Origin of the sequence: Sphingomicrobium sp., assembly GCA_036563485.1 — a bacterium.
GTDB lineage: Bacteria > Pseudomonadota > Alphaproteobacteria > Sphingomonadales > Sphingomonadaceae > Sphingomicrobium.
On sequence record DATCMI010000001.1, the window covers coordinates 1,706,397 to 1,728,563 of the forward strand.

The 22,167-nt window shown below is 65.6% G+C and carries 24 protein-coding genes, 1 tRNA gene and 1 pseudogene; 14 read left to right on the forward strand and 12 right to left on the reverse strand.

Annotation, left to right across the window (positions count from 1 at the left end):
• Positions 1-13 precede the first annotated feature (13 nt).
• From VIL42_08870 to VIL42_08880, 3 genes are all read left to right on the forward strand, one after another.
• A tRNA-Leu gene (locus VIL42_08870) sits at positions 14-99 on the forward strand.
• A 141-nt stretch (positions 100-240) separates the two neighbouring features.
• Positions 241-1,818, forward strand: coding sequence for a bifunctional diguanylate cyclase/phosphodiesterase (locus tag VIL42_08875; protein ID HEY8592958.1), 1,578 nt, complete (start codon positions 241-243; stop codon positions 1,816-1,818).
• A 105-nt stretch (positions 1,819-1,923) separates the two neighbouring features.
• Positions 1,924-2,097 (forward strand): hypothetical protein, encoded by a 174-nt coding sequence (locus tag VIL42_08880; protein ID HEY8592959.1) that lies wholly within the window; start codon positions 1,924-1,926, stop codon positions 2,095-2,097.
• A gap of 14 nt (positions 2,098-2,111) precedes the next feature.
• On the opposite strand, the gene VIL42_08885 is transcribed toward VIL42_08880, so the two are convergent.
• Positions 2,112-3,425, reverse strand: a complete 1,314-nt coding sequence (locus VIL42_08885; GenBank protein HEY8592960.1) for an MFS transporter — start codon at positions 3,423-3,425, stop codon at positions 2,112-2,114.
• A 133-nt stretch (positions 3,426-3,558) separates the two neighbouring features.
• Between VIL42_08885 and pgsA the strand changes: the two genes are divergently transcribed.
• A complete protein-coding gene (gene pgsA / locus VIL42_08890) occupies positions 3,559-4,125 on the forward strand; it encodes a CDP-diacylglycerol--glycerol-3-phosphate 3-phosphatidyltransferase (protein HEY8592961.1) in 567 nt (188 codons plus the stop codon).
• 141 nt (positions 4,126-4,266) lie between these two features.
• Positions 4,267-6,459: a catalase/peroxidase HPI gene (gene katG / locus VIL42_08895; GenBank protein ID HEY8592962.1), complete on the forward strand. Its 2,193-nt coding sequence runs from the start codon at positions 4,267-4,269 to the stop codon at positions 6,457-6,459.
• Here the strand turns inward: katG and VIL42_08900 are convergent.
• Positions 6,456-7,385 (reverse strand): hydrogen peroxide-inducible genes activator, encoded by a 930-nt coding sequence (locus VIL42_08900; GenBank protein ID HEY8592963.1) that lies wholly within the window; start codon positions 7,383-7,385, stop codon positions 6,456-6,458. The two genes, katG and VIL42_08900, sit on opposite strands and share 4 nt — an antisense overlap.
• Positions 7,386-7,508: 123 nt before the next feature.
• On the opposite strand from VIL42_08900, the gene VIL42_08905 reads away from it, so the two are divergent.
• Both VIL42_08905 and VIL42_08910 read left to right on the forward strand, forming a co-directional pair.
• The gene (locus VIL42_08905) at positions 7,509-8,051 is read left to right on the forward strand and encodes a peroxiredoxin (GenBank protein HEY8592964.1); all 543 of its coding nucleotides are present in this window, start codon (positions 7,509-7,511) and stop codon (positions 8,049-8,051) included.
• 126 nt (positions 8,052-8,177) lie between these two features.
• Entirely contained in the window at positions 8,178-8,696 is a 519-nt protein-coding gene (locus tag VIL42_08910) for a carboxymuconolactone decarboxylase family protein (GenBank protein ID HEY8592965.1), read from the forward strand.
• Between the two features lie 20 nt (positions 8,697-8,716).
• Here VIL42_08910 and VIL42_08915 read toward each other — a convergent pair whose 3' ends face one another.
• Complete coding sequence (locus tag VIL42_08915) at positions 8,717-9,469, reverse strand: sulfite exporter TauE/SafE family protein (GenBank protein ID HEY8592966.1); 753 nt, start codon at positions 9,467-9,469, stop codon at positions 8,717-8,719.
• A gap of 155 nt (positions 9,470-9,624) precedes the next feature.
• Between VIL42_08915 and cysE the strand changes: the two genes are divergently transcribed.
• Positions 9,625-10,311, forward strand: a complete 687-nt coding sequence (gene cysE, locus VIL42_08920) for a serine O-acetyltransferase (GenBank protein HEY8592967.1) — start codon at positions 9,625-9,627, stop codon at positions 10,309-10,311.
• Positions 10,312-10,342: 31 nt separating this feature from the next.
• Positions 10,343-10,684, forward strand: a complete 342-nt coding sequence (locus tag VIL42_08925; GenBank protein ID HEY8592968.1) for a DUF2794 domain-containing protein — start codon at positions 10,343-10,345, stop codon at positions 10,682-10,684.
• Here the strand turns inward: VIL42_08925 and VIL42_08930 are convergent.
• Positions 10,665-11,771 carry a hypothetical protein gene (locus VIL42_08930; GenBank protein HEY8592969.1) on the reverse strand — a complete coding sequence of 369 codons (1,107 nt, stop codon included), beginning with the start codon at positions 11,769-11,771 and terminating at the stop codon, positions 10,665-10,667. The genes VIL42_08925 and VIL42_08930 overlap by 20 nt on opposite strands.
• Before the next feature lie 229 nt (positions 11,772-12,000).
• Here VIL42_08930 and VIL42_08935 point away from each other — a divergent pair, with 229 nt between their 5' ends.
• On the forward strand, positions 12,001-13,320 hold the full coding sequence (locus VIL42_08935) for a L,D-transpeptidase family protein (GenBank protein HEY8592970.1): 1,320 nt from the start codon (positions 12,001-12,003) through the stop codon (positions 13,318-13,320).
• A 60-nt stretch (positions 13,321-13,380) separates the two neighbouring features.
• Here VIL42_08935 and VIL42_08940 read toward each other — a convergent pair whose 3' ends face one another.
• Positions 13,381-14,289 carry a LysR family transcriptional regulator gene (locus tag VIL42_08940; protein HEY8592971.1) on the reverse strand — a complete coding sequence of 303 codons (909 nt, stop codon included), beginning with the start codon at positions 14,287-14,289 and terminating at the stop codon, positions 13,381-13,383.
• A gap of 129 nt (positions 14,290-14,418) precedes the next feature.
• Here VIL42_08940 and VIL42_08945 point away from each other — a divergent pair, with 129 nt between their 5' ends.
• The 3 genes and pseudogenes from VIL42_08945 (at position 14,419) to alr (ending at position 16,300) form a co-directional block, all read left to right on the forward strand.
• Positions 14,419-14,757, forward strand: a complete 339-nt coding sequence (locus VIL42_08945; GenBank protein ID HEY8592972.1) for a UrcA family protein — start codon at positions 14,419-14,421, stop codon at positions 14,755-14,757.
• Between the two features lie 107 nt (positions 14,758-14,864).
• On the forward strand, positions 14,865-15,236 hold the full coding sequence (locus VIL42_08950; protein ID HEY8592973.1) for a tRNA-binding protein: 372 nt from the start codon (positions 14,865-14,867) through the stop codon (positions 15,234-15,236).
• 41 nt (positions 15,237-15,277) lie between these two features.
• Positions 15,278-16,300, forward strand: a pseudogene (gene alr / locus VIL42_08955) (alanine racemase).
• On the opposite strand, the gene nth reads toward alr, so the two are convergent.
• From nth to VIL42_08975, 4 genes are read right to left on the reverse strand one after another with little or no spacing between them, the layout of a single operon-like run.
• On the reverse strand, positions 16,185-16,958 hold the full coding sequence (gene nth, locus VIL42_08960) for an endonuclease III (GenBank protein HEY8592974.1): 774 nt from the start codon (positions 16,956-16,958) through the stop codon (positions 16,185-16,187). The pseudogene alr and the gene nth sit on opposite strands and share 116 nt — an antisense overlap.
• A gap of 3 nt (positions 16,959-16,961) precedes the next feature.
• Complete coding sequence (gene dapB / locus VIL42_08965) at positions 16,962-17,678, reverse strand: 4-hydroxy-tetrahydrodipicolinate reductase (GenBank protein ID HEY8592975.1); 717 nt, start codon at positions 17,676-17,678, stop codon at positions 16,962-16,964.
• A 9-nt stretch (positions 17,679-17,687) separates the two neighbouring features.
• On the reverse strand, positions 17,688-18,425 hold the full coding sequence (locus tag VIL42_08970) for a DUF72 domain-containing protein (protein ID HEY8592976.1): 738 nt from the start codon (positions 18,423-18,425) through the stop codon (positions 17,688-17,690).
• 33 nt (positions 18,426-18,458) lie between these two features.
• Complete coding sequence (locus VIL42_08975) at positions 18,459-18,860, reverse strand: thioesterase family protein (GenBank protein ID HEY8592977.1); 402 nt, start codon at positions 18,858-18,860, stop codon at positions 18,459-18,461.
• Between the two features lie 75 nt (positions 18,861-18,935).
• Between VIL42_08975 and VIL42_08980 the strand changes: the two genes are divergently transcribed.
• A complete protein-coding gene (locus VIL42_08980; GenBank protein HEY8592978.1) occupies positions 18,936-19,643 on the forward strand; it encodes an NAD-dependent deacylase in 708 nt (235 codons plus the stop codon).
• Here VIL42_08980 and era read toward each other — a convergent pair.
• The 3 genes from era to lepB are packed head-to-tail and all read right to left on the reverse strand — an operon-like array spanning position 19,640 to position 22,126.
• Positions 19,640-20,587, reverse strand: coding sequence for a GTPase Era (era, locus tag VIL42_08985; GenBank protein HEY8592979.1), 948 nt, complete (start codon positions 20,585-20,587; stop codon positions 19,640-19,642). The two genes, VIL42_08980 and era, sit on opposite strands and share 4 nt — an antisense overlap.
• Complete coding sequence (rnc, locus tag VIL42_08990) at positions 20,580-21,284, reverse strand: ribonuclease III (protein HEY8592980.1); 705 nt, start codon at positions 21,282-21,284, stop codon at positions 20,580-20,582. Before rnc ends, era begins: the two co-directional genes overlap by 8 nt.
• A complete protein-coding gene (gene lepB / locus VIL42_08995) occupies positions 21,281-22,126 on the reverse strand; it encodes a signal peptidase I (GenBank protein HEY8592981.1) in 846 nt (281 codons plus the stop codon). Before lepB ends, rnc begins: the two co-directional genes overlap by 4 nt.
• Positions 22,127-22,167 lie beyond the last annotated feature (41 nt).

Genomic DNA, 22,167 nt, shown 5'->3' on the forward strand with positions numbered 1-22,167 from the left:
GGTGGCCGGATCAGCGGACGTGGCGGAACGGTAGACGCTGGGGACTTAAAATCCTCTTCCCAATTGGGAGTGTGGGTTCGATTCCCACCGTCCGCACCATCGACGCCTGCAGACGGTCCGGGGGACCGGGAACCGTCGATCATCCGCTTAACGCAGCTTTGCAGCTCCCCTTTTAAGCACACCAAAATTTAAGTGTTCCCCTCTAGCTAGGGGAGCATGTCGGGCAGTGGATCAAGGCCGGTGCGTTCAGGCCTGCTCAGCGCGCGGCGCGACGCCGTCGTGCTTGCGATCCTCATCAGCGCCGTGCTGCTCCTGATCTGGAACGGACGCGCCTTCTTCAGCAACTTCGTGGTCGACAGCGAAAAGCTTGCAACCGACGTGCGGATCGCGAGCACCGCGCTGACGTTGAACGTGGCGCTGATCCTGTTTGGATGGCGGCGCTACGTCGACCTTCAGCATGAAGCGGAAGCCCGCGCGGAGCAGGAGCGGCGCGCCGCCTTGCTCGCGACCACCGACCCCACGACCGGCCTATACAACCGCAAGGGCTTTGCCGACCGGGGCGCGCAGCTCTGCAGCGAAGCGGCGGAGCGCGGCGACAATCTTGTCATCATCTCCTGCCAGATTCAGCGGTTCAAGACGGTCAACGACCAGCATGGCTATGACGCCGGGGATTGGCTGCTCAAGTCGCTGTCGGCAGCACTGAACGAGGAACTCGGCCCCGACGCGGTCATCGCGCGCTTGAGCGGCGACGAGTTCGCGGTCGCGCTTGCGCTTGCTGCGGACCGGACGGCCTCCGCCGAAGAATGCGCCGAGACGGTGCTCCGGACTGCCACGCGGCCCCTGATGCTCAACGACCGGATCATTCAGGTCGGGGCATTTGCCGGCATTGCCCTCGCACCGGCGGCGACCGCGCGAATCCCGGATGTGCTGCGGCGCGCCGACATCGCGATGGATCGGGCGCGCAGCGGCCGGGTTGCACGGCCGGTGTGGTTCGATGCTGGCATGGAACGCGCGCTCATCGCCCACGGCGAGATCGAGCAGGGTATCCGCTACGGCCTCGAACATTCGCAGTTCCTTCCATATTTCGAGCCGCAGGTGGACCTGGGCACCGGCGAGATCGTCGGCTTCGAAGTGCTCGCCCGGTGGAAGCATCCGCTGTCCGGAATCATCGGACCCGACGTATTCATCCCGGTCGCCGAAGAGATCGGCTTGATCGGGCGCCTTTCCGAACAGGTGATTTCGGAGGCCCTGCGGGAGGCGGCCAATTGGGATCCGTCGATCAAGATCTCGGTCAATATCTCTCCGTCCCAGCTGGCGGACGGGTGGCTGGCACAGCGCGTCGTCCGCATCCTTGCCGAGACGGCGTTCCCCGCCGAGCGGCTGGTCGTCGAAGTCACCGAAAGCTCCCTCTTCGCCGACCTCGAGCTCGCCAAGACCATTGTCACCAGCCTGAAGAACCAGGGCGTGCGCCTCGCGCTCGACGACTTCGGCACCGGCTTCTCGTCGCTCGCGCACATTCGCTCGCTGCCGTTCGACATCATCAAGATCGACCGCAGCTTCGTGTCCAACGTCAGCACGAAGAAAGAGAGCGCGGCCATCATCCGCGCGGTGACCACGCTGGCCGCGGCCCTGTCTGTGCCGGTCTGCGTCGAGGGAATCGAGAATGAAGAGGTGTTCAAGGCCGTCGTCCGGCTCGGCTGCTCGATCGGCCAGGGCTGGTACTTCGGCAAGGCGATGACCGGCGAACAAGCCCGCGAGCTGCTTGCTGCGCGTGACCGCGGTGACGAGGCAGCGCTCTCCTCAGCCGCCAACGGCTAATCAAAACCGTGAAATCCTGACCTCCTGTCCCATGCCGGGACAGGGGGAGCCGCGCGCCCTTGCGGTGCGTTGGGACGTGGTTAACACCGCGTTAGGATTTACACGATGCAAGCCGCCCGTCCCCTCTTCGCCATGCACCCGCTGCGCTTCGGGCGCGGCCCGGTGCGCGTGCTTGCCGCGGCTGAGCCGGCGAGCGGGAGCGGCATTGGCGGGGACCTGAAGCTGTTCGCGACGACCTTCGCCGCCGGGTTCCTGTTCGTCTCGATCCTGATCGGCTGAACGGGCGCGCTGCCTTAGTCGTCGGCGCGGTGGAGCTTCCAGGCAAGCCAGGCTGCAACGACGCTCGCAATCGCCACGATCAGCAAGCTGTCGGCGACGGTGATTCCCGCCAGAACGGCAAGGGTCAGGACTAATGTCGCGGCGACCATGAAGCCGGAATTGACGATATTGTTCGCTGCGATGGTTCGCGCGGTTTCCGATTTCGGCACCGTAGTCGTTAGGAACGCGTAGAGCGGCACGACGAACATGCCGCCGGCGATCGCGACGCCGAGCAAATCGACGACCACCATCCAGCTGTTGGGGACGGTGAGGAAGGTCTGGATGTCATGGAGCTCGCCGCTGTGGACTGGCCAATTGCGGACTCGGCGGAACAGGTCGAGGACGAACACGCCCATGAACAAAGCCGCCAAGGGCGAATAGCGTGCCGAGACCTGGCCCTTGAGCAGCCAGTTGACGAGCACTGAGCCGATCGCGACGCCGACCGAGAAGATGGCGAGGAATAAGGTGGCGACCGTCTGGTCGGAGCCGAGGCTGTTCTTCACCAGCGGCGGAAATTGGGCAGCGAGGACCGCGCCCATCGCCCAGAAGAAGCTGATGGAAAGGATCGCTAGGAACAGGCGCCGCACGTGCAGCGTCGCGCTAACGAGGGTAATTGACGCACGCACGATGTGCCAATCCATGCCGCGGCTGGGAAAGCCGGGAAGCTCCGGATCATTGGCCGGTGGGGCAGGGGGAACCAGCCCGCCGGCGATACGCCCGACCACCGCAACCGCGAGGACAGCGGCCGCGGCCCATTCCGCATGATAGCTGCCGTCGGGACGCTGGAGGACCAGAAGGCCGCCAAGGATCGTACCGCCGAGGATGGCGATGTAGGTCCCCGCCTCGACCAAGCCGGTGCCGCCGAGGACTTCGTCGTCCTTCAGATGCTGCGGCAGGAGTGCATATTTGATCGGGCCGAAGAAGGTCGAGTGAACGCCCATCGCGGTCAAGGCCGCGAGCAACAGCGGGATGTTGTGGAGCAGCAGTCCGCCGGCGCCGACCACCATGATCAGGATCTCGGCGGTTTTTACGATGCGGATGATCCGCGCCTTGTCATTACCGTCGGCAAGCTGGCCGGCGAGCGCGGAGAGAAGGAAGAACGGCGCGATGAACAGGCCGCCTGCAATGGCGCTGAACGTCGCCTCCTGCTCCGCGTCGCCGTAGATGCCGTAGATGACGAGAAGCACCATCGCGGTGCGGAACAGATTGTCGTTGAACGCCCCCAGGAACTGGGTGACGAACAAAGGCAGGAAGCGGCGCGTACGCACCAGGTGAAGCGCGTCGTGCATCAGGCGTTGTTGAGGCAGGGCCGCTTCGGGCGAATGGTCATCGGCAAACCTGTAGCGGCTCCGCCAAGAGCAGCAAGGAGCAGCTTCGCGATGGTCTTTCGCAGCGTCGAAGGTTTGGCGTAGAGGCTAACCAATGTTGTCGTTGCCGAACCTGCTGACGCTGTCGCGGATCCTTGCGGTTCCGATCCTCGTCTTCCTGCTGTGGCGGCCGACGCCGATCGATTACGGCTTCACCTTCGTTCTCTACTGCCTTGTCGGCATCACCGATTATTTCGACGGCTACCTGGCCCGCGCGCACGGGCAGATTTCGCGCCTCGGGCAGTTCCTCGATCCGATCGCCGACAAGATCATGGTCGCGGCGGTCATCGTTATGCTGGTGTCGACCCGCAAGATGAGCGGCGAACCGGTCATCCACGGGCTCCACATCGTCCCCGCGCTGGTGATCCTGCTGCGGGAGATCATCGTCTCCGGCCTTCGCGAGTTCCTGGCGCCGCTTCAGGTGTCGATCCCGGTGAGCAGGCTCGCCAAGTGGAAGACGACCTTCCAGCTGGTGGCGCTCGGCGCGCTGATCCTGGGCGGCGCGGTGCCGGATCAATTGTGGGTCCACAATGTCGGGCTGGCGAGCCTGTGGGCCGCGGCAGCGCTGACGCTCGTCACCGGCTACGATTACCTGCGGATCGGCATCAAGCACATGGACTGAGCGCCCGTTCGTCCGGGCGACTAATCGGTTTTGTAACTCTCACTGACGCAATCAACTTGTTTCCCGGGCGCCAACGCGCCTCCTACCGTCTTCCTCAAACCATCAGCATGGAGGCGAGCAGTGGACGCAAAGACGGGTGAGATGGGCGGTTGCCCGATGAAGGGCGCCAGGGTTCGTTCGCTGCTCGGCAGGACCAACAAGGATTGGTGGCCCGAGGCGCTCCCCGTCGACATGCTCCACCAGCATGGCGTCTCGCCGGACCCGATGGGTCCCGATTTCGACTATGCCGAAGCGTTCAAGAAGCTCGACTATCAGGCGCTGAAGAACGACCTTCACGCCTTGATGACGGACAGCCAGCCGTGGTGGCCGGCCGATTACGGGCATTATGGGCCCTTCATGATCCGCATGGCCTGGCACGCAGCCGGCACCTATCGGGTGACCGACGGCCGCGGCGGCGCCTCGAGCGGGCAGCAAAGGTTCGAACCGCTCAACTCGTGGCCCGACAACGGCAACCTCGACAAGGCCCGGCGGCTGCTGTGGCCGATCAAGCGGAAGTACGGCCCCTCGATCAGTTGGGCCGACCTGTTCATTCTCGCCGGCAATGTCGCGATCGAGAGCATGGGCGGGCCGGTGTTCGGCTTCGGCGCTGGTCGCAAGGACGTCTACCAGTCCGAAGGCGACACCTTCTGGGGCGCCGAGGAAATCTGGGTCAACCAGGGCGCAAAGACCCGCATCAGCGAGGACCTGCCCGAGCTGGAAGGGCCGCTGGCCGCGATCCAGATGGGCCTCATCTACGTCAATCCGGAAGGTCCCGGCGGCAACCCCGATCCGCTAATGTCCGCGCGCGACATGAAGGCGACCTTCCTGCGCATGGCGATGAATTCCGAAGAGACGGTCGCCCTGACCGCCGGCGGCCACGCCTTCGGCAAGGCGCATGGCGCCAAGCCCGCCGAAAGCTTCGGCAAGGATCCGGCGTCGGAGGCGATCCACCTTCAAGGACTTGGGTGGCTGACCGACGACGAACAAATCCGGACGGGCAACATCACGACCTCCGGCATCGAAGGCGCGTGGTCGAACAACCCGACCAAGTGGGGCGGCGATTATTTCCGGCTGCTTTTCAAATATGATTACGAGCTCGTCGAAAGCCCGGCGGGCGCCAAGCAGTGGACGCCGATCAACCCCGATCCGGAAGACCTGGCCCCCGACGCCCGCGATCCGTCGAAGCGCGTGCCAACGATGATGACCACCGCCGACATGGCGCTGAAGATGGATCCGGAGTTCCGCGAGATCTCGCTTCGCTTCAAGGACGATCAGGCGGCGCTCGACGACGCTTTCGCCCGCGCCTGGTTCAAGCTCACTCATCGCGACATGGGTCCGAAGATCCGCTACCTCGGGCCGGAAATCCCCGAAGAGACGCTGATCTGGCAGGACCCGGTGCCGGAAGGCACCGTGCCATCGGACGCCGACATCGCGGCGTTCAAGAGCAAGGTGCTCGACAGCGGCCTGACCGTGTCGCAGCTGGTCAAGACAGCCTGGGCGTCGGCCTCCACCTATCGCAAGTCGGACCATCGCGGCGGCGCCAACGGCGCGCGCATCGCGCTCGAGCCGCAGCGGAGCTGGACGGTCAACGAGCCTGAAGAGCTCGCCATGGTCCTCGATAAGTTGAACGAGCTGCGCGGGTCGATGTCGCTGGCCGACGCGATCGTGCTCGCCGGTTCGGCGGCGGTCGAGAAGGCGGCTCGCGACGGCGGCTATGCGATCGAAGTGCCGTTCACTGGCGGCCGCGGCGACGCGACGCAGGAGTGGACCGACGTCGAGAGCTTCGTGTGGATGGAGCCGCAGGCCGATGGCTTCCGCAACTTCCTGAAGACGCAGCAGAGCGTCAAGACCGAGGAGCTGCTGCTCGACAAAGCGTCGCTGCTCGGGCTTTCGGGGCCGGAGATGACGGTGCTTCTGGGCGGACTTCGCGTGCTCGGCGCCAACTATAAGGACGCGCCGGAAGGCGTGTTCACCGATCGCAAGGGGCAGCTGACCAACGACTTCTTCGTCAACCTGCTCGACAACGACACCTTCTGGGAGCTGGAGGACGCGTCGAGCGACGAAGAATTCTTCGGCTACACCCGGGAAGGCCGGACCGAGAAGTGGCGGGCAACGCGGACGGACCTGATCTTCGGGTCGAACAGCCAGCTCCGCGCAACGGCCGAAGTCTATGCCGAACGCGGGTGCGAGGAGAAGTTCGTGCGCGACTTCGTCAAGGCCTGGGTAAAGGTGATGAACGCCGACCGCTTCGACCTCGACCGCAACGGTACGGCGGGACGGGCGGCAAGCTCCTAAGCGGCTGCCAGATCCTCGGAATGAAGCTCGGCGACGATCCGCGACAGTGTCGTCGCCAGCATCCGGAACTCGCCCTCGCGCGGGCTCGACCTGCGCCAAATGAGCGCGATGCGGCGGTAGTTGTGCTCTGAATCGAGGGGTCGGGCGTCGACTCCGGTGCCCTCGAGGATGCCGGCGTCGATCGCCATGCCGGGGACGAAGGTTACCCCAAGACCGTTATCCACCATCTGGACGAGCGTGTGGAGCGACGTTCCCATCATCGCCGCATGGGCCCGCAGCTCCGGGCGGTTACAGGCGGACAGCGCATGGTCCTTCAGGCAATGCCCGTCCTCCAGCAGCAGCATCCTTTGCTCGTCGATGGCACTGACATCGACAGTTCCGTTGTCCGGCGCTTCGCCAGGCGGGTAAGCGACGAACAAAGGGTCGTCGAACAGCGCCGCGGAATCCACTTCGCCGCATGAGAAGGGCAGGGCGAGCAGCACGCAATCGAGCTGTCCCCGGTGAAGCGCCTCGCACGCAGCCTGGCTGGTCTCCTCGCGAAGGTAGAGCTTGAGGCTCGGCCATTCGGCGCGAAGCCGCGGAAGCATGGTCGGGAGCAGGAACGGCGCGATCGTGGGGATAACGCCGAGACGAAGCTCGCCGTGCAGCGGCTGGCCTTCGGCGCCGGCGATGGCGGCAAGCTCCTCCGCCTCGCGAAGCACCCGGGTCGCCTTGTCGGCGACCTTCTCCCCCAGAGCGGTGAAGCGCACCACCCGCCGCGTCCGCTCGACCAGGATGACGCCGAGCAATGTTTCGAGCTCGCGCAGTCCGGCGGACAGTGTCGATTGAGTGACGAAGCAGGCATCGGCCGCCCGGCCAAAGTGACCGTGCTCACGCAAGGCGACGAGATATTGCAGCTGTTTGAGCGTTGGCAGGTGCACGATCATGCTAATCGAAAATTCCAATCAGTTCGGCAGGCTTAATGCACTTGAACGATTGGGGCCAGCTCCATAGATGCTGCAACGCAACAGCTGCATATTGCAGTGCAAGATCACACAAGAGGAGATCGAATGCTTACCGTTGGTGACAAGCTTCCCGAACTGAAACTTCCGGTCCAGCAGGGCACCTCGGCGTTGCCGGCGGACGAGACGATCGACCTCGGCCAGACCAACGGCAAGTGGAAGGTGCTCTTCTATTGGCCGAAGGACTTCACCTTCGTCTGCCCGACCGAGATCGTCGGTTATGGCGAGCTGAAGCAGGATTTCGAAGACCGCGACGCCGAGCTGATCGGTGCGTCGACGGACACGAGCCACGTCCACTTCGCGTGGCGCCGCTCGGACGAGCAGCTGGCCAATGCGGACTTCCCGTGGATTGCCGACAACAAGAAGGAACTGGCGGAAGCGCTCGGGATCATCGACCGCAATGAAGGCGTGGCGTTCCGCGCGACCTTCATCATCGATCCGGACAACGTCATCCAGCACGTGACTGTCAACGGCCTCAACGTCGGCCGCAATCCGGCGGAGACGCTGCGCGTCCTCGACGCGCTGCAGACCGACGAGCTGTGCCCTTGCAACTGGACGGCCGGCGAAGAGGTGCTGAAGCCCGCCGCTTAACGAGGTCCACCCGCGGCAGCGAGCCGCAGGGTTCGCAGCCGGTGCTTCCCCTAGCCGGCTGTGACCAAGGGGCGGGCTTCCCCAGGCCCGCCCCTTTTTTCATGCCTTCAACGGAGTTTTGCCCCCATGTCGCTCAAGCAATTTGCTGAAGTGCTTCCCGATTATGCGAAGGACATCCGCCTCAACCTCGGATCGATCCTCAGCGACCAGCTGATGGGTGAGGAGCGCAAGCTGTCGCTGCTGCTCGCCTGTGCCCATGGCTCCGGATACAAGCCGCTGGTCGAAGCCGCCGAGGCGGAAGTCGCGGGCAAGATTCCCGACCAACTCGCCAATGCGGCGCGCGGCGCGGCCGCCGTGATGGCGATGAACAATGTCTATTACCGCTTCGTCCACCTCGTCGCGAACCCAGAGTATGGCAAGATGCCGGCGCGGCTGCGGATGAACTTCATCGGCAGCCATGGGATCGCCAAGGAAGAATTCGAGCTGTTCAGCCTGGCAGTGTCAGCGATGAACGGCTGCGGCATGTGCATCGACAGCCACGAGCGCGTGCTCCTGGAGCATGGGGTCAAGCCCGATGCCATTCAGGCGGCGGTGCGGGTCGCCGCGGTGATGAAGGCGCTCGCGACGGTTCACGCCACCCTCTGACTGTCCGGCGCTCGGCGCCTTTAGGCGAGCGCGCGATAAAGTCCGTAGACGCTGGTCACCGTCACCAAGGCGCCGACGAAGGTCAGCAGCGTGTCGGGATTGACGCGCTTGGCGATGAACGCGCCGAAGGGTGCGGCAAGGACGCCGCCGATCAGCAAGCCCAAGGTGGCGATCGTGAACGCCTCCCAGCCCAGCGCCGCGAGGAAGGTCAGGGAAATCGTCACGGTAAGGAAGAACTCGGCAGTGTTAACCGTGCCGATCGTCTTCCTGGGGTTGCTGCCCTGAACCAGCAGGTTGGAAGTGACGATGGCGCCCCAGCCGCCGCCGCCCGCAGCGTCCAGGAAGCCGCCGACGAGGCCGAGCGGCGACACGACCTTCGGTGTCTTCTCGGTGTGGCGGTGCATGATGCCACGGTAGAAAAGATAGACGCCGAGCGCGGTGAGGTAAGCGAGGACGATCGGCTTGGCGGTGCCGGCGTCGACCTGCGTCAGGACGTATGCGCCGAGCACGCCGCCGATGACGCCAGGGATGGCGATGCGGAAGAACAGCTTCCAGTCGACGTTGCGGTGCGCGACATGGCTGATGCCCGAAACCGCAGTGGTGAAGGTTTCCGCCGTATGGACCCCGGCAGACGCGGCCGCGGGGGGCACGCCCATGCTGATCAACAGCGTGCTCGAGATCTGGCCATAGGCCATGCCGAGCGCGCCGTCGACGAGCTGCGCCGCAAAGCCAATGAGCAGGAATGGTAGGAGCGCCGACGGATCCGTCAGCATTTCCGGGACGATGGCTTGGCTCCCAACCTGTTGTCGGCGCCATTTGGCCGAGCCCGGCCCTCACGGCAAGGGCGGTGAGATCCGCGGTTTGAACGATCTGGTAATTGACCGCCCTCAGACATAGATTGCGGATTGAAACGGCTAGAGGTGTTACGTTGCAATCGGGCCTGATCGCCTATCTCGATTCCGTCAAATCGCGGGATCCGGCAGCGCGCTCGCGCTGGGATGTCCTCTTCTATCCCGGTGTGCTGGCGCTCGGCCTGCATCGCATCGCGCACTGGCTATGGGAAGGGAAGCTCACCTTCCTCGCGCGCCTGGTCAATCATCTGTCGCGGTTCCTCACGTCGATCGACATTCATCCTGGCGCGACGATCGGGAAGCGCTTCTTCCTCGACCATGGCTTCAGCGTCATCGGCGAGAGCGCGACCATCGGCGAGGACGTGACCATTTACCAGCACGTGACGCTTGGCGGCACCAACCCGACGACCGGCGTCGGCGGCAAGCGCCATCCGACCATCGGCAACGGCGTGGTGATCGGCTCTGGTGCGCAGGTACTCGGTCCGATCGAGGTCGGGGACGGCGCCAAGATCGGCGCGAACTCGGTGGTGACCAAGGACGTCGCGCCCGGCCAGACCGTGGTCGGCATCCCCGCCAAGCCGGTACCGGTCGACGTCGTCCACTATAGCCCCGGCTTCATGCCCTACGGCACGCCGTGCGGCGAGGACCTCGACCCTGTACGAGCCAAGCTGGTCGAGCTGGAGGATGAGCTTGCAGCCCTTCGCGCCGAGCTTAAGGCCGTCAGGGCGACGCGGCAGCCGCAGCCTAAGGTGAAGAGCGCTTGAGGGCCGAACCAGGGATAAGGAGCGCCGGCCGTTGAGCGTTGTCACGCCGTTCCCGCGAGAATGGGAGCGGCGCCCGGTCGCGACCTTCGATCGCAAGGAGCTGACGCGGATCATGGACCTTTACGGCCGCATGGTCGCCGCTGGCCATTGGCGCGATTATGCGCTGCGGATCGATGCCGACGTCGCGGTGTTCGCCGCTTACCGCCGCCACACGGAGCGGCCGGAGATCCGCATAGAGAAACGCCCCGCGCTTCGGCTGAAGCAGGGGGCGTTTGCATTGGTGAGCGAACATGGTGCCGTGCTCAAGCGGGGCCACGACCTGAGTTCGGTCATGGCCCCGCTCGAGCGCCGGCTCATGCGGCTGGTTGGCTGACGGCAGTCCGGTCGAGCAGCGGAAGCCGATCGCGCAGGCTGGCCGGCAGGGGGCCGACGATCGCGGCGCGGGCCTGGTGCCAGAAGGCCGACAGGAGCAGCAGGCCGGAGCCGATCACGAGCGCGGTGAGCGCGACGTTCAGCTCGACCGCCCCAAATTCGCGGAACAGCTGCTGCAGCGCGAACAGCACGTAGGCCAAGGCTGAAACCAGCAGCGCGCGACGGTCGACTGCAAGCGCGGTGAGGCCGAGCGCGATGTAAAGGCCGACCACCGCCAGGCCTTCGCCGACGCCGACGTGCCCGCCGGTCAGTCCAAGCAGGGTGAAGATCGGATGGACGATCATCGGCGCTGCCAGCAGGTGAAGCCAGAAGGCGACGTCGCTCCGCCGGGTGAGGCGGCCGCGGTCGGACGAATCCCACCACATGGCGAACAGGAACATGCCGACGCCGAGCAGCAGGACGAAGCCGAGGATCAGGTTGCGCGACTGGTCGAGGTCCTGGCCGAGCGCGGCGATGACGATGCCGATGACGATCGCGGCTGCCGCGCCGGCGCCGACTGCCACGGTGATGGGTACGCGGAACGTCGACCAGTGAAGGTGGGCCGCGGCGGCGCTGATCGCTGCCGAGACGGCCAGGATGACGCCGGCAAGGACGTTGTTGTTGTCCAGCTGATCCGGTCCGATCGCGATGGCGATGCTGGTTATCGCGGTGCCGAACACGCCGATAATGAAAGCGATCAGCAGCAGGATCGATGGCAGCGCCATGCGCCGGCGCTTCGTGAAGAACAGCGCCAGCGGCCAGGCCGTGGCGGCGACTGCGAGCGGCGCGAGGGGCGAGGGTCCATCGACGTCCAAGGTGAGGCCGCTGTGCTGGCCCACCCATTGGCCGATCCAACCGACCGCGAACAGCAGGATCGCCGCGGCAATCGAGACGAAGATGTCGTTGAAGCCGGTGATGAGCCTGAACTGCTCTTCATCCGGAATTGCCGTTGAGCGCTGCCGTTCGATGTGCGCGCGAAGCGCATTGGCCGCGTCCTGGCTAATCGCTCCCGACGCGACTGCGTCGTCGAGCTCTTGCTGACTGTACATGCCTATCCTCCCGTTAATTGCCGGGGAGAGTAGACCTACTGTATTATAGTGTCAATACAGCACGCCAGCAGTGCTGTGGCTTAGTCCCAGCGACTCGAGTCGCGCGGCCGTTTCTGAACAACGGTTCAGCCGCGGAACGTTCTCGCCAGCATTGTCAACAGTTTTTTTGAACCTCTTCCATTCCTCCCGCGTTGAGGCGGCAAGAACTGAATTTACAAGGTTTTTGAACGTGAAAACTCGCTGGATCGCCGGCGCCGCTTGTGCGGCGCTGATGGGCATCGCATTGCCCGCAAACGCCGCCACGAGCCCTGGGCTCCCAAGTGCGGCCATTCAAGTTTCGCCGTCGGCGGAGCAGGCCGTCGACGCTTTCTATGCAAGCCGCGGCGGTTCTCCTTTGTGGCTGCGCAGCGGTGCCGACAGCGGCGCTGCGCGTGAGCTGTTGGGCGTGCTCGAGCGCGCGACGCTCGACGGCTATGCCAGCGGCCCGGCGCTTGCGGCGCATGCCCAGACCCTGATGACGCGCGCGCAGGCGGGCGACATCGAAGCGCTCAGGGCAGCCGACCGGCTGCTGACGGTCGCCTGGGTCAGCTATGTCCAGAAGCTGCAGCGCCCCTCGAGCGGCATGATCTACGGGGATCCGGCGGTGACGCCGAGGACGCAATCGGCCGCGCAGATCCTGTCCGTCACGGCTTCTGCGCCGTCGCTGCTTAGCCATGTGCGCAGCATCTCGCAGGTGAACCCGCTCTACGCGCAGCTGCGCGATGCGGCTTGGGCGGAAATGCAGGCGAACGGATCCGTCGACGGACGCGTGCTCGCCAGCCTCGACCGTGTCCGCGAAGCGCCGGCGCACGGCAAATATGTGATGGTCGATGCCGCTTCGGCGCGCCTCTACATGATCGAGGACGGCCGGATTGCAGACTCGATGAAGGTCGTCGTCGGCAAGCCCGGCGCGGAGACCGAAACGCCGATGATGGCCAGCACCATCTATTATGCTACGCTCAACCCTTATTGGCACGTGGGCGGCGAGATGGTCCGCTCGCTTACCGCGAAGAATGTGCTCCAGCAGGGCGTCAGCTATCTGACGGAGCGTGGCTACCAGGTGATGCCGGCCGATCCGAACGACAATCGCGTGCTCGATCCGTCGACCGTCGACTGGAAAGCGGTTGCCGATGGGACGCTGCAGGTTCGCGTCCGGCAGCTTCCCGGGCCGGCCAATTCGATGGGCCGGATGAAGATCGGCTTCCCGAACTCGCAGGACATCTATCTGCACGACACGCCGTCGAAGGCACTCTTCGCGCAGGATGACCGTGGCGTCAGCCATGGCTGCGTCCGGCTCGAGGATGCCGACCGGCTCGCGCGGTGGATGTTCGACGGCCGCAGGCCGCAGGCTGCATCGGACGCTCCGGAGCAGCATGTGCAGCTTCCAACGCCGGTGCCGATCTATTTGACCTACCTGACGGCGCAGGCGCGTGGCGGCCAGCTTGCCTATGTGGACGACATCTACGGGCGTGACGCCAACGCTTCGATGCGGGTCGCAGCCGCCCGCTAATTAGTTCAGAGCCAGCGAGGGCTGCCTCGTCCGCGATAAGCGGGCGGGGCAGCTTCGCGTTCAGGCGGCTGCTTTCTGCTCCAGCATCAGGATGTGGCGGCGCAGGTGATCGTAGATGAAGTCGAGCACCGTGCGGACCGGGACGCTGTGGCGAACGCGCTCATGGGTGAACAGCCAGAGCACCCGGCCATGCTCCGTCCTGGGCGGAAGACACTGGATAAGCTCCGGATCGCCATCGGCGACGATGCAGGGAAGGACCGCGACGCCGAAGCCTGAGCGCACGCCGGCCAACAGGCCGCCGGAAGTCGCATGGTGCATCGCCACCTGCTCCTCGAGGCCGAGGGCCTGGAGCCAAGCCTGGTAGTGACGCCAGAGATTGCCGCCGCCGCCGCCGATGATCGGATGGTTGCGAAGGTCCTCAAGGCTGGTCGGCGCGCCATGTTTCGCCGCATAATCGCGGCTGCAGTAGAGCGCCCAATCGTCGATGCACAACTGCCGCCCGACGACGCCGGCGGGCTGCGCCACGCTTGTGCTGCGAAGGGAAACGTCGGCTTCGCCGGCGCCGAGGTCGCGGACGATCTGGGACGTGTCGAGCTCGATCCGGATCTCCGGATGAAGCTGGTGCAATTCGGGGAGGATCGGGGCGAGCAAGGCGGTCGCGTAAATCTCCTCGGTGGTGATGCGGACCGTGCCCGCGCGCTGACGGCCCTGCGCAAGCGCGGCTTCGGAGAAGGCGGAGGCGCTCCGTTCGACATCTTCCGCGCGGCCGAGCAGCGCCTCGCCGGCGGGAGTCAGCGCGTAGCCAGCCTGGCGCTTGTCGAAGAGGGGATAGCCGATCTGGTCCTCGAACGCGGCGATACGCCGAGCGACGGTCGTCTGGCTGACGCGCATCATGCGCGCGGCGGCGAGCGTGCTGCCTTCGCGCGCGACGGCCACGAAGTAGCGCAAGTCGTTCCAGTCGAACATCATCGTCAGACTAAAGGCTCCAGCTTCCGCGGGCATTCTGCGAATCTGCAGAATGATAGCACGGACTCGTTGCTGCCCTTCAACGAAAAAGCGGAATATCTGGACGGTCGTACTCGAGAACAGGAGTTCGACATGAAACAGGCTCTCAAGATCGTCGCCATTTCCGCGCTCGCCACTGCAGCGTTGCTCAAGGGCGTTCCCGCGCTCGCCGAGCCGGTAACCGAGTTGAACGTCAGCGTCGTCCGCACCGCGGACCTCGACCTCAACAGCGAAGCGGGCAAGCGCGCGCTCGACCGCCGCATCGCCAATGCTGCCGCCGAGGTGTGCGGCAGCGCGTCCGACACCGACGTCGCCGGCAAGAATGACGCTCGCCAGTGCCTTCATGATGTGATTGCGGACGCCCGCGCCAGGTCTGCCGCGCTCGTGGCAAGCCGCGCTGTCCACGGTTCGATCGTCATCGCCGCTCGCTAATCGCGAGCACCACAGCGAAGGGCGCGGCGCACCTGCTGCGCCCTTCGGCTTGTCCGAAGCCTGGTGGCATTCTAGCGCGGCATCGCAGACAGACTCTGGGACGCGCAATGCACGCTTCACATGACCCCAAGGCGCCCGCCGAAGCGCCGATCAGCTTTGACGAGTTCCTGAAAGTGGATGTCCGCGTCGGCACGATTATTGCCGCGGAGCCGTTTCCGGAGGCCCGCAAGCCGGCCTACAAGCTGACCATCGATTTCGGACTGACGATCGGGACCAAGCGCAGCTCGGCCCAGATCACCAGCCACTACAGCCTCGAAGAGCTTGTCGGGCGGCAGGTGGCGGCAGTCGTCAATTTCCCGCCGCGGCAAATCGGCCCGTTCATGTCGGAAGTCCTGACGCTCGGCTTTCCGGACGCAGGCGGCGAGGTCGTGCTGGTCGGCCCCTCGACGCAAGTGCCGAACGGCGGCCGCCTGTTCTAAAGCCGCTCGACCCCACAAAGCGTGGGCGTTAGGGCGCGGCCATGCACCGCCCGCTGCGCCTGACCATCGACCGCTCCGCCGTTCAGGCGAACTGGCGCTGGTTGCAGGAACAGGCCGGCGTAGCCGCCGGGGCAGCGGTGAAGGCAAACGGTTACGGGATCGGCGCTCGCGAGACGGTGGACACGCTGGCGGAGGTGGGCTGCCGCGACTTTTTCGTCTCCACCTGGGCCGAAGCCGAGGCGCTCGGAAGCCTACCGAACGGTGCCAGCCTGGTGATCCTCCATGGGGTGGGTGGCGAGGATATCGCGACAGCCCTGCAGTCGAGTGCACGCCCGTGCCTCAACAGCGTCGAGCAGATTGCCCGCTGGAAAGAGATTGCGCCGGATCGCCCCTGCGACGTCATGGTCGATACCGGCATGAACCGGCTAGGCCTGAGGCCGACACAGATTGCGCTGCTCGACGGCCTAAGGATCAATACGCTGCACAGCCATCTCGCCTGCGCGGATGAGGACAGTGTGATGAACGGCATGCAGCTGGAGCGCTTCCGGGCGGTGGTATCGGCGGTGCCGGCCGTGCGGTACAGCCTGGCGAACAGCGCCGGCATCTCGCTTGGCCGCGACTATAGCTTCGACCTCGTGCGCCCCGGGATCTCGCTTTACGGCGGCGTCCAGCGGGACGAGGCGAAGGGCAACATCCGGCAGGTCGCCCGCCTCGAAGCGCAGATCGTGCAGCGGCGGACGATCCCCGCGGGGGAGAGTTGCGGCTATGGCGCGACCTTCATCGCCCACGAGGATACCGAGGCTGCCATCCTCAACATCGGCTATGCCGACGGCTATCTTCGTGGCTTCTCGTCGCGCGGCTGCGCCTTCGCGGGCGAATATGCGCTGCCAGTGCTCGGCCGCGTGTCGATGGACCTGATCGCGATCGACGTCGATGCGGCGCCCGAACTCAGGGAAGGGGATTGGGTCGAGATCGACTACGACCTGCCGTCGGCTTCGGAGCAGTCCGGCCTTTCGCAATACGAGCTGTTGACGACGCTCGGCTCCCGGTTCGAGCGGCGCTGGGTTTAGCTTTCGCCCGCTCTTCGGGTGGCGGCGTCTTGGGCTTGTAACGGCAGAGGTCGATCACCGGGCAGCGCCAGCATTCCGGCAGCCGCGCCTTGCACGTGTAGCGGCCGTGAAGGATCAACCATTGGTGCGCGTCGCGGCGGAAGGGCTGAGGGACGATTTTCTCGAGCTTGGCCTCGACCTCATCGACGGTCCTGCCGGGCGCGAGGCCGGTGCGGTTGCTGACGCGGAACACATGGGTGTCGACGGCGAACGTCTCGTGGCCGAAGGCGGTGCCGAGCACGACATTGGCGGTCTTGCGGCCTACTCCCGGGAGAGTCTGCAGCTCTTCGCGGGTCTGCGGGACTTCGCCGCCGAAGCGCTCGATCAGCGCCTGGCTGAGCGCGATGACGTTCTTCGCCTTGGTGTTGAACAGGCCGATGGTCTTGATCGCGTTGCGAAGCGAGTCTTCGCCGAGGTCGACCATGTCCTGCGGCGTCGCGATCCGCTTGAACAGCGGACGGCAGGCGATGTTGACGCTGACGTCGGTCGCCTGCGCCGAGAGGACTACCGCCACCAGCAAGGTGTAGGGGTTGGTATATTCAAGCTCGCCCTGCGGGGCCGGATTGGCTTCCGCGAGCCGACGGAAGAATTCGAAGACCTCGTCGCGCTTCAACGATCAGCTTCCGTGCGCGCCGATCACGTCCCGCATCGAATAGAGGCCGGGCGATTTGCCGACGAGGAAGCGGGCGGCGGCGAGCGCGCCGCGCGCGAAGATCATGCGGTTCTCCGACCGGTGGGAGAGGATCAGCCGCTCGTCCTGGCCAAGGAAAAAGACGTCATGGTCGCCGGCGACGCTGCCGCCGCGCATCGAGGCGAAGCCGATCGCGCCGCGAGCCCGCTTGAGGCCGGTGCCGTCGCGGCCGCGCTCCGCCTTCAGCGCGGTGCCGCGGCCCTTCGCCGCCGCTTCGCCGAGGAGCAGCGCGGTGCCTGAAGGCGCGTCGGCCTTCATGCGATGGTGGGTTTCGGCGACCTCGACATCCCAGTTGGGACCGAGCACCGCCGCGGCGCGCTCGACCAGGTCGGCGAGCAAGGCGACTCCAAGCGAGGTGTTCGCCGCTCTGAGCACGGGAATCTGGCGGGCGGCCGAGAAGATCCGCTCGTCGGCAGATTCATCAAGGCCGGTAGTGCCGATCAGGATCGGGATGCTGGCGGACATGGCGCGGTCCAGGCTCTGCTCGAGCGCTCCGGGCGCGGAAAAGTCGACGAGCACGTCGCCATGGTCCTGGTCCAGTTCGAAAGAAGCGTCTTCGGCCACGGCGGTGGCGATCGCCTGGCCCATGCGGCCTTCGGGCGCGAACAGGCTGATACGGATGGGCTGGTCGTCAGTGCGCATCGCGGCTGACTAGCGAAGCCGCTCCTGCAGCGCCAGCGCGGCTGCGGGCGCGCGCTCCTTGGCGCCATTGATCAGGTACACATAGGTGTCACGGCCGGCGCGGCTCCACTTGCGGGCAAGCTTCGCGAAGCGGTCGAGCTCGGGCTCTTCATAGCCAGTCGGGACGTCGGAGCGCATGCGCTGAAGACGGGCGTAGGCAAAGTCGGCCGTGTCCGCCTCGATCAGCGGGTAATCGTCGGCATCCTCGTGAACGACGGCGATGTTCCGGGCGCGGCAGAGGTCGAAGAACTTGTCGTCTCGAAAGCTTTCGTCGCGCGGCTCGATCGCGTGGCGGAGCTTCAGGCTGCCGAGCTTTTCCGGGAGCAGGTCGAAGAAGCGGGCGATATCGTCGACGTCGAACTTCCGCCGCGGCAGGAACTGCCAGAGGATCGGTCCGAGCTTCGGGCCGAGCGCTTCGAAGCCTTGCGCGAAGAAGTTCTGCAATCCTTCAGCGCCGTCGCCGATGTTCTTGCGCGACACGCAAAAGCGGGAGCCCTTGATTGCGAACTGAAAGCCGTCGGGCACGGTTTTCTCCCACGCCTGCCAGCTCGCCGGCTTCTGGCGGCCGTAGAAGGTCGAGTTGATCTCGATCGTGCCGAGCTGGGCCGCGGCATATTCGAGCTCTTTCGAGTGCGGCAGGCCGTCGGGATAGAAGTTCTTGCGCCAGTCCGGGTAGGTCCAGCCACCGATGCCGACGCGGATCGTCATGGACGCGCTTGTGCCCGAGCGGCGCGCGAAGCGCTACGGGCGCGTGGATCCATCCTCGGGAAGGAAGCGAGCGACGACGTCCCGAGCAAGGCGGGCGGGCCGGCGGGTCGCTGCGTCGAGGCAGCACCAGACGCTCTGGACTTCGGCAAGAACCTCCTCGCCACGCCGGATCACGGTGGTGAAGACGGCGCGAGCGCCCTGGACCCGCTCGGCAATGACGTCGGCAACAACGCTGTCTTCGAGGAAGGTCGGGCGCCGGTAGCTGATCTCATGCTTCAGCGCGACCCACAGGTGGGCGCAGACCGCCTCGGCCGGTGCGACTTTCTCCCAATAGCGCACGACCGCATCCTGAACCCATTTGAGGTACACGCTGTTGTTGACGTGCCCCATATGGTCGATGTCGTCGGCGGCGATCCCGATCGGATGGCGGAACATGGTGCGCTCCATGACGGCTAGCCTGATTGCTGCTGACAATCATGTCAACAACTCCTTAGGGCAAAGGTTTCCAGCTTGAACCCCGACATCAGAAATATCGTCGTGCTGACAGGTGCCGGCGTTTCCGCCGAGAGCGGAGTAGCCACGTTCCGCGGGCCGGACGGCCTCTGGGAAGGTCATCGTGTCGAGGACGTCGCGACCCCCGAAGCCTTCGCCCGCGATCCCGCGCTGGTGCACGCTTTCTACGACGCGCGGCGGGCGAAACTCGGGACTGTCGAGCCGAATGCCGCGCATGAAGCGCTGGCACGGCTGGATGCCGAATGGCTTGGCGAGTTTCTTCTGGTGACGCAGAATGTCGACGACTTGCACGAGCGGGCCGGGTCGAAGCGGCTGATCCACATGCATGGCGAGCTCAAGAAGGGCTGGTGCCTTGGCTGCGACGAGCGTTTCGCCTGGCAAGGGCCGATGGGCGAGGGCGCGGCATGCCCGAGCTGCGGGACCAGCGGGACTGTGCGCCCGGACATCGTCTGGTTCGGGGAGATGCCCTACGCCATGGACCGGATCGAGGAGGCGCTTCACGCCTGCGACCTGTTCGTGTCCATCGGCACGTCGGGCGCCGTCTACCCGGCCGCCGGATTCGTGCAGACGGCCCGCTATTGCGGCGCGCGGACTCTGGAGATGAACCTGGAGCCGAGCCTCGGCAGCATCTTCTTCGACGAGAGCCGCACCGGCCCCGCCGGCACGCTGGTGCCGGCCTGGGTCGACGAGCTGTTAGGAAGCTAGTCCGCCCACTCGAGGCCGATCTCGCGGTACAGGCCGCGGTCCTCGTCCCAGCGCGGATTGACCTTCACATGAAGGAACAGGTGGACGGGCCGGCCGAGGTGCTGCGCGATTTCTGCGCGGGCGGCTGCGCCGATGGCCTTGAGGCGGCGGCCGCCCTTACCGATGACGATCGCCTTCTGGCTGTCGCGCGCGACGAGGATCTGCTGGCGGATGGTCGTCGAGCCGTCCTGGCCATCTTCCCAGGTCTCGGTCTCGACTGCGGTCGCGTAAGGCAGCTCCTGGTGAAGCTGGTTGACGACCTGCTCACGCGTCAGCTCGGCGGCGATCATCCGGTCGGTGGCGTCGGAGACTTCGTCCTCGGGGAAGAGCCACGGACCTTCCGGCATCGCGCTCGCCAGCGCGGACTTGAGATCCGCCACGCCGTCGCCAGTCGCGGCACTGACCATGAAGATGTGATCCGGTTCGAGCCGCTGGCTGAGCTCCGACGAAAGGCCGAGAAGCGCGCCCTTGTTGGCGAGGTCGACCTTGTTGAGGACGAGGAACAGCGGGTGCTGCCGCTCGCCCAGAGCGGCGATGATCCGCTCGACCTCCGGCTTCAGACCGGCTGCGGCGTCGATGACGAAAAGGATCAGGTCGGCGTCCTGTGCACCGGTCCAGGCGGCGGCGACCATCGCGCGATCGAGCCGGCGGCGCGGCTCGAAGATGCCGGGCGTGTCGACGAGCAGGATCTGCGCGCTTTCGTGAAGAGCGATGCCCATGAGCCGAGTCCGGGTCGTCTGCGGCTTGTCGCTGATGATCGCTACCTTCTGCCCGACGAGGGCATTGACGAGCGTGGACTTGCCGGCGTTGGGGGCGCCGATCACGGCGACGAAGCCGGCTCGTGTGCTCCCCTCCCTTTCAAGGGAGGGGTGGCGCGAAGCGCTGGGGTGGGTGTGTTCAGTCATTCCCCACCCCTACCCTCCCCTGAAGGGCAGGGGAGAGCTGGTCCAACAGCGCGGTGGCGGCTTCGGTTTCCGCTTCCTGCTTGCTGGTGCCTTCAGCGCTAGCTTCGCCGAGACCCGGAACGGAGACTCGGATGGTGAACCTCGGCGCATGATGGGCACCGGTGCGGCCGACAACTTCGTAGACTGGCGGCTTGCAGTCGCGGGCGGCGGCCAGTTCTTGCAAGGCCGACTTGGGGTGCTTCGGGGCCTTGCGCTGTTCGGCGAGGTGCGGCTCCCAGATGCGGGACACGAATGCTTGTGCGGCTTCGAAGCCGCCGTCGATCAACAGCGCACCGATCAGCGCCTCAACGACGTCGCCGATGACATTGTCGCTTTGGCTGGCGCCGTCTTCCCGCGCTTGCTTGCCGAGGTGAATGACTGCCGGGAGACCGAGCTCCCGCCCAATCTCGGCACAGGTCTCGCGCGCGACCAGCACATTGTAGCGGCGCGAGAGGTATCCTTCGGGCTCGTTAGGGTGGCGGTCGTACAAGGCGCGCGCGATGACGTGACCGAGCACGCGGTCGCCCAAGAACTCCAGCCGCTCATAATCCTCGCCGCTGCCGACGCTCTTGTGGGTCAATGCCGTCTCGAACAGCCGTAACTGCTTGGGCTCGTAGCCGAGCTGCTCGAGCACGAACTTGCCGACGTCGGGCTTCACTCCGCGGCTCCGGTGTAGCCATTGCCGATGCGCTCGGAGCGCAGCGCACTGAACCAGGTCCAGGGCTTCACGTAGGAAGCGCCGCCGTCGGTCGACCAGAAGGTGATCGTCGCGCGGCCGATCAGATGGTCTACCGGAACCATGCCGATGCCGCCGACCGCCGTGGCAAAGCGGCTGTCGAGACTGTCGTCGCGATTGTCGCCCATCAGGAAGACACGGCCGGCGGGCACGCGCACCGGCTGGAAGTCGTCGGCCGGGCCGCCGCCCACCTGGTCGAGCACCGTGTAGGACGGCCCGCCCGGCAGCGTTTCGAGATAGGCCGGGTAGACGCATGACGGCCGGCCGGTGTCGTTGCGCACGACCGGTTCGGCGGGCGGCACGGTTCGGCAGGGGCTGTTCGGCGACACGGCAACGCGGACCGGCGGCAGCTCGCGTCGCGCGACGCGCTTGCCATTGAGGATCAGTTCGCCGCCGCTGACCGCGACGGTATCGCCGGGCAGCGCGATTACGCGCTTGATTAGGTCGTTATCGGCAACCGGATGGCGAAAGACGACCACATCGCCGCGCTCCGGCAGCCTGCCGAGGATGCGGCCCTCGATCGGGGGGAATTCGAAGGGAAAGCTGTAGCGCGAATAGCCGTAGGGCCATTTCGCGACTGCGAGATAATCGCCGATGTAGAGCGTCGGCAGCATCGATCCCGACGGGATGCTGAACGGCTGGATGACGAGGCTGCGGAACGCCCAGGCGGCAAGCATCAGCAGCAGGATGAAGCGGGCTAGGCTCCAGGCGCTCTCGGGCTTGTCTTCGGGCTGCGAGGCTTCGGGATCGGCGGGGGAGCTCATCGGCTCCGCTGATTGGCGCGGCGGAAGCTGAGGTCAAGCCG

What these genes read in the sequence shown, in the direction of transcription:
- VIL42_08880 (HEY8592959.1), top strand. Translation starts at nt 1,924, where the DNA reads ATGCAAGCCGCCCGTCCCCTCTTCGCCATGCACCCGCTGCGCTTCGGG.
- VIL42_08885 (HEY8592960.1), bottom strand. Translation starts at nt 3,425, where the DNA reads ATGCACGACGCGCTTCACCTGGTGCGTACGCGCCGCTTCCTGCCTTTG.
- pgsA (HEY8592961.1), top strand. Translation starts at nt 3,559, where the DNA reads ATGTTGTCGTTGCCGAACCTGCTGACGCTGTCGCGGATCCTTGCGGTT.
- katG (HEY8592962.1), top strand. Translation starts at nt 4,267, where the DNA reads ATGGGCGGTTGCCCGATGAAGGGCGCCAGGGTTCGTTCGCTGCTCGGC.
- VIL42_08900 (HEY8592963.1), bottom strand. Translation starts at nt 7,385, where the DNA reads ATGATCGTGCACCTGCCAACGCTCAAACAGCTGCAATATCTCGTCGCC.
- VIL42_08905 (HEY8592964.1), top strand. Translation starts at nt 7,509, where the DNA reads ATGCTTACCGTTGGTGACAAGCTTCCCGAACTGAAACTTCCGGTCCAG.
- VIL42_08910 (HEY8592965.1), top strand. Translation starts at nt 8,178, where the DNA reads ATGTCGCTCAAGCAATTTGCTGAAGTGCTTCCCGATTATGCGAAGGAC.
- VIL42_08915 (HEY8592966.1), bottom strand. Translation starts at nt 9,469, where the DNA reads ATGCTGACGGATCCGTCGGCGCTCCTACCATTCCTGCTCATTGGCTTT.
- VIL42_08930 (HEY8592969.1), bottom strand. Translation starts at nt 11,771, where the DNA reads ATGTACAGTCAGCAAGAGCTCGACGACGCAGTCGCGTCGGGAGCGATT.
- VIL42_08940 (HEY8592971.1), bottom strand. Translation starts at nt 14,289, where the DNA reads ATGATGTTCGACTGGAACGACTTGCGCTACTTCGTGGCCGTCGCGCGC.
- VIL42_08945 (HEY8592972.1), top strand. Translation starts at nt 14,419, where the DNA reads ATGAAACAGGCTCTCAAGATCGTCGCCATTTCCGCGCTCGCCACTGCA.
- VIL42_08950 (HEY8592973.1), top strand. Translation starts at nt 14,865, where the DNA reads ATGCACGCTTCACATGACCCCAAGGCGCCCGCCGAAGCGCCGATCAGC.
- dapB (HEY8592975.1), bottom strand. Translation starts at nt 17,678, where the DNA reads ATGCGCACTGACGACCAGCCCATCCGTATCAGCCTGTTCGCGCCCGAA.
- VIL42_08970 (HEY8592976.1), bottom strand. Translation starts at nt 18,425, where the DNA reads ATGACGATCCGCGTCGGCATCGGTGGCTGGACCTACCCGGACTGGCGC.
- VIL42_08975 (HEY8592977.1), bottom strand. Translation starts at nt 18,860, where the DNA reads ATGTTCCGCCATCCGATCGGGATCGCCGCCGACGACATCGACCATATG.
- era (HEY8592979.1), bottom strand. Translation starts at nt 20,587, where the DNA reads ATGACTGAACACACCCACCCCAGCGCTTCGCGCCACCCCTCCCTTGAA.
- lepB (HEY8592981.1), bottom strand. Translation starts at nt 22,126, where the DNA reads ATGAGCTCCCCCGCCGATCCCGAAGCCTCGCAGCCCGAAGACAAGCCC.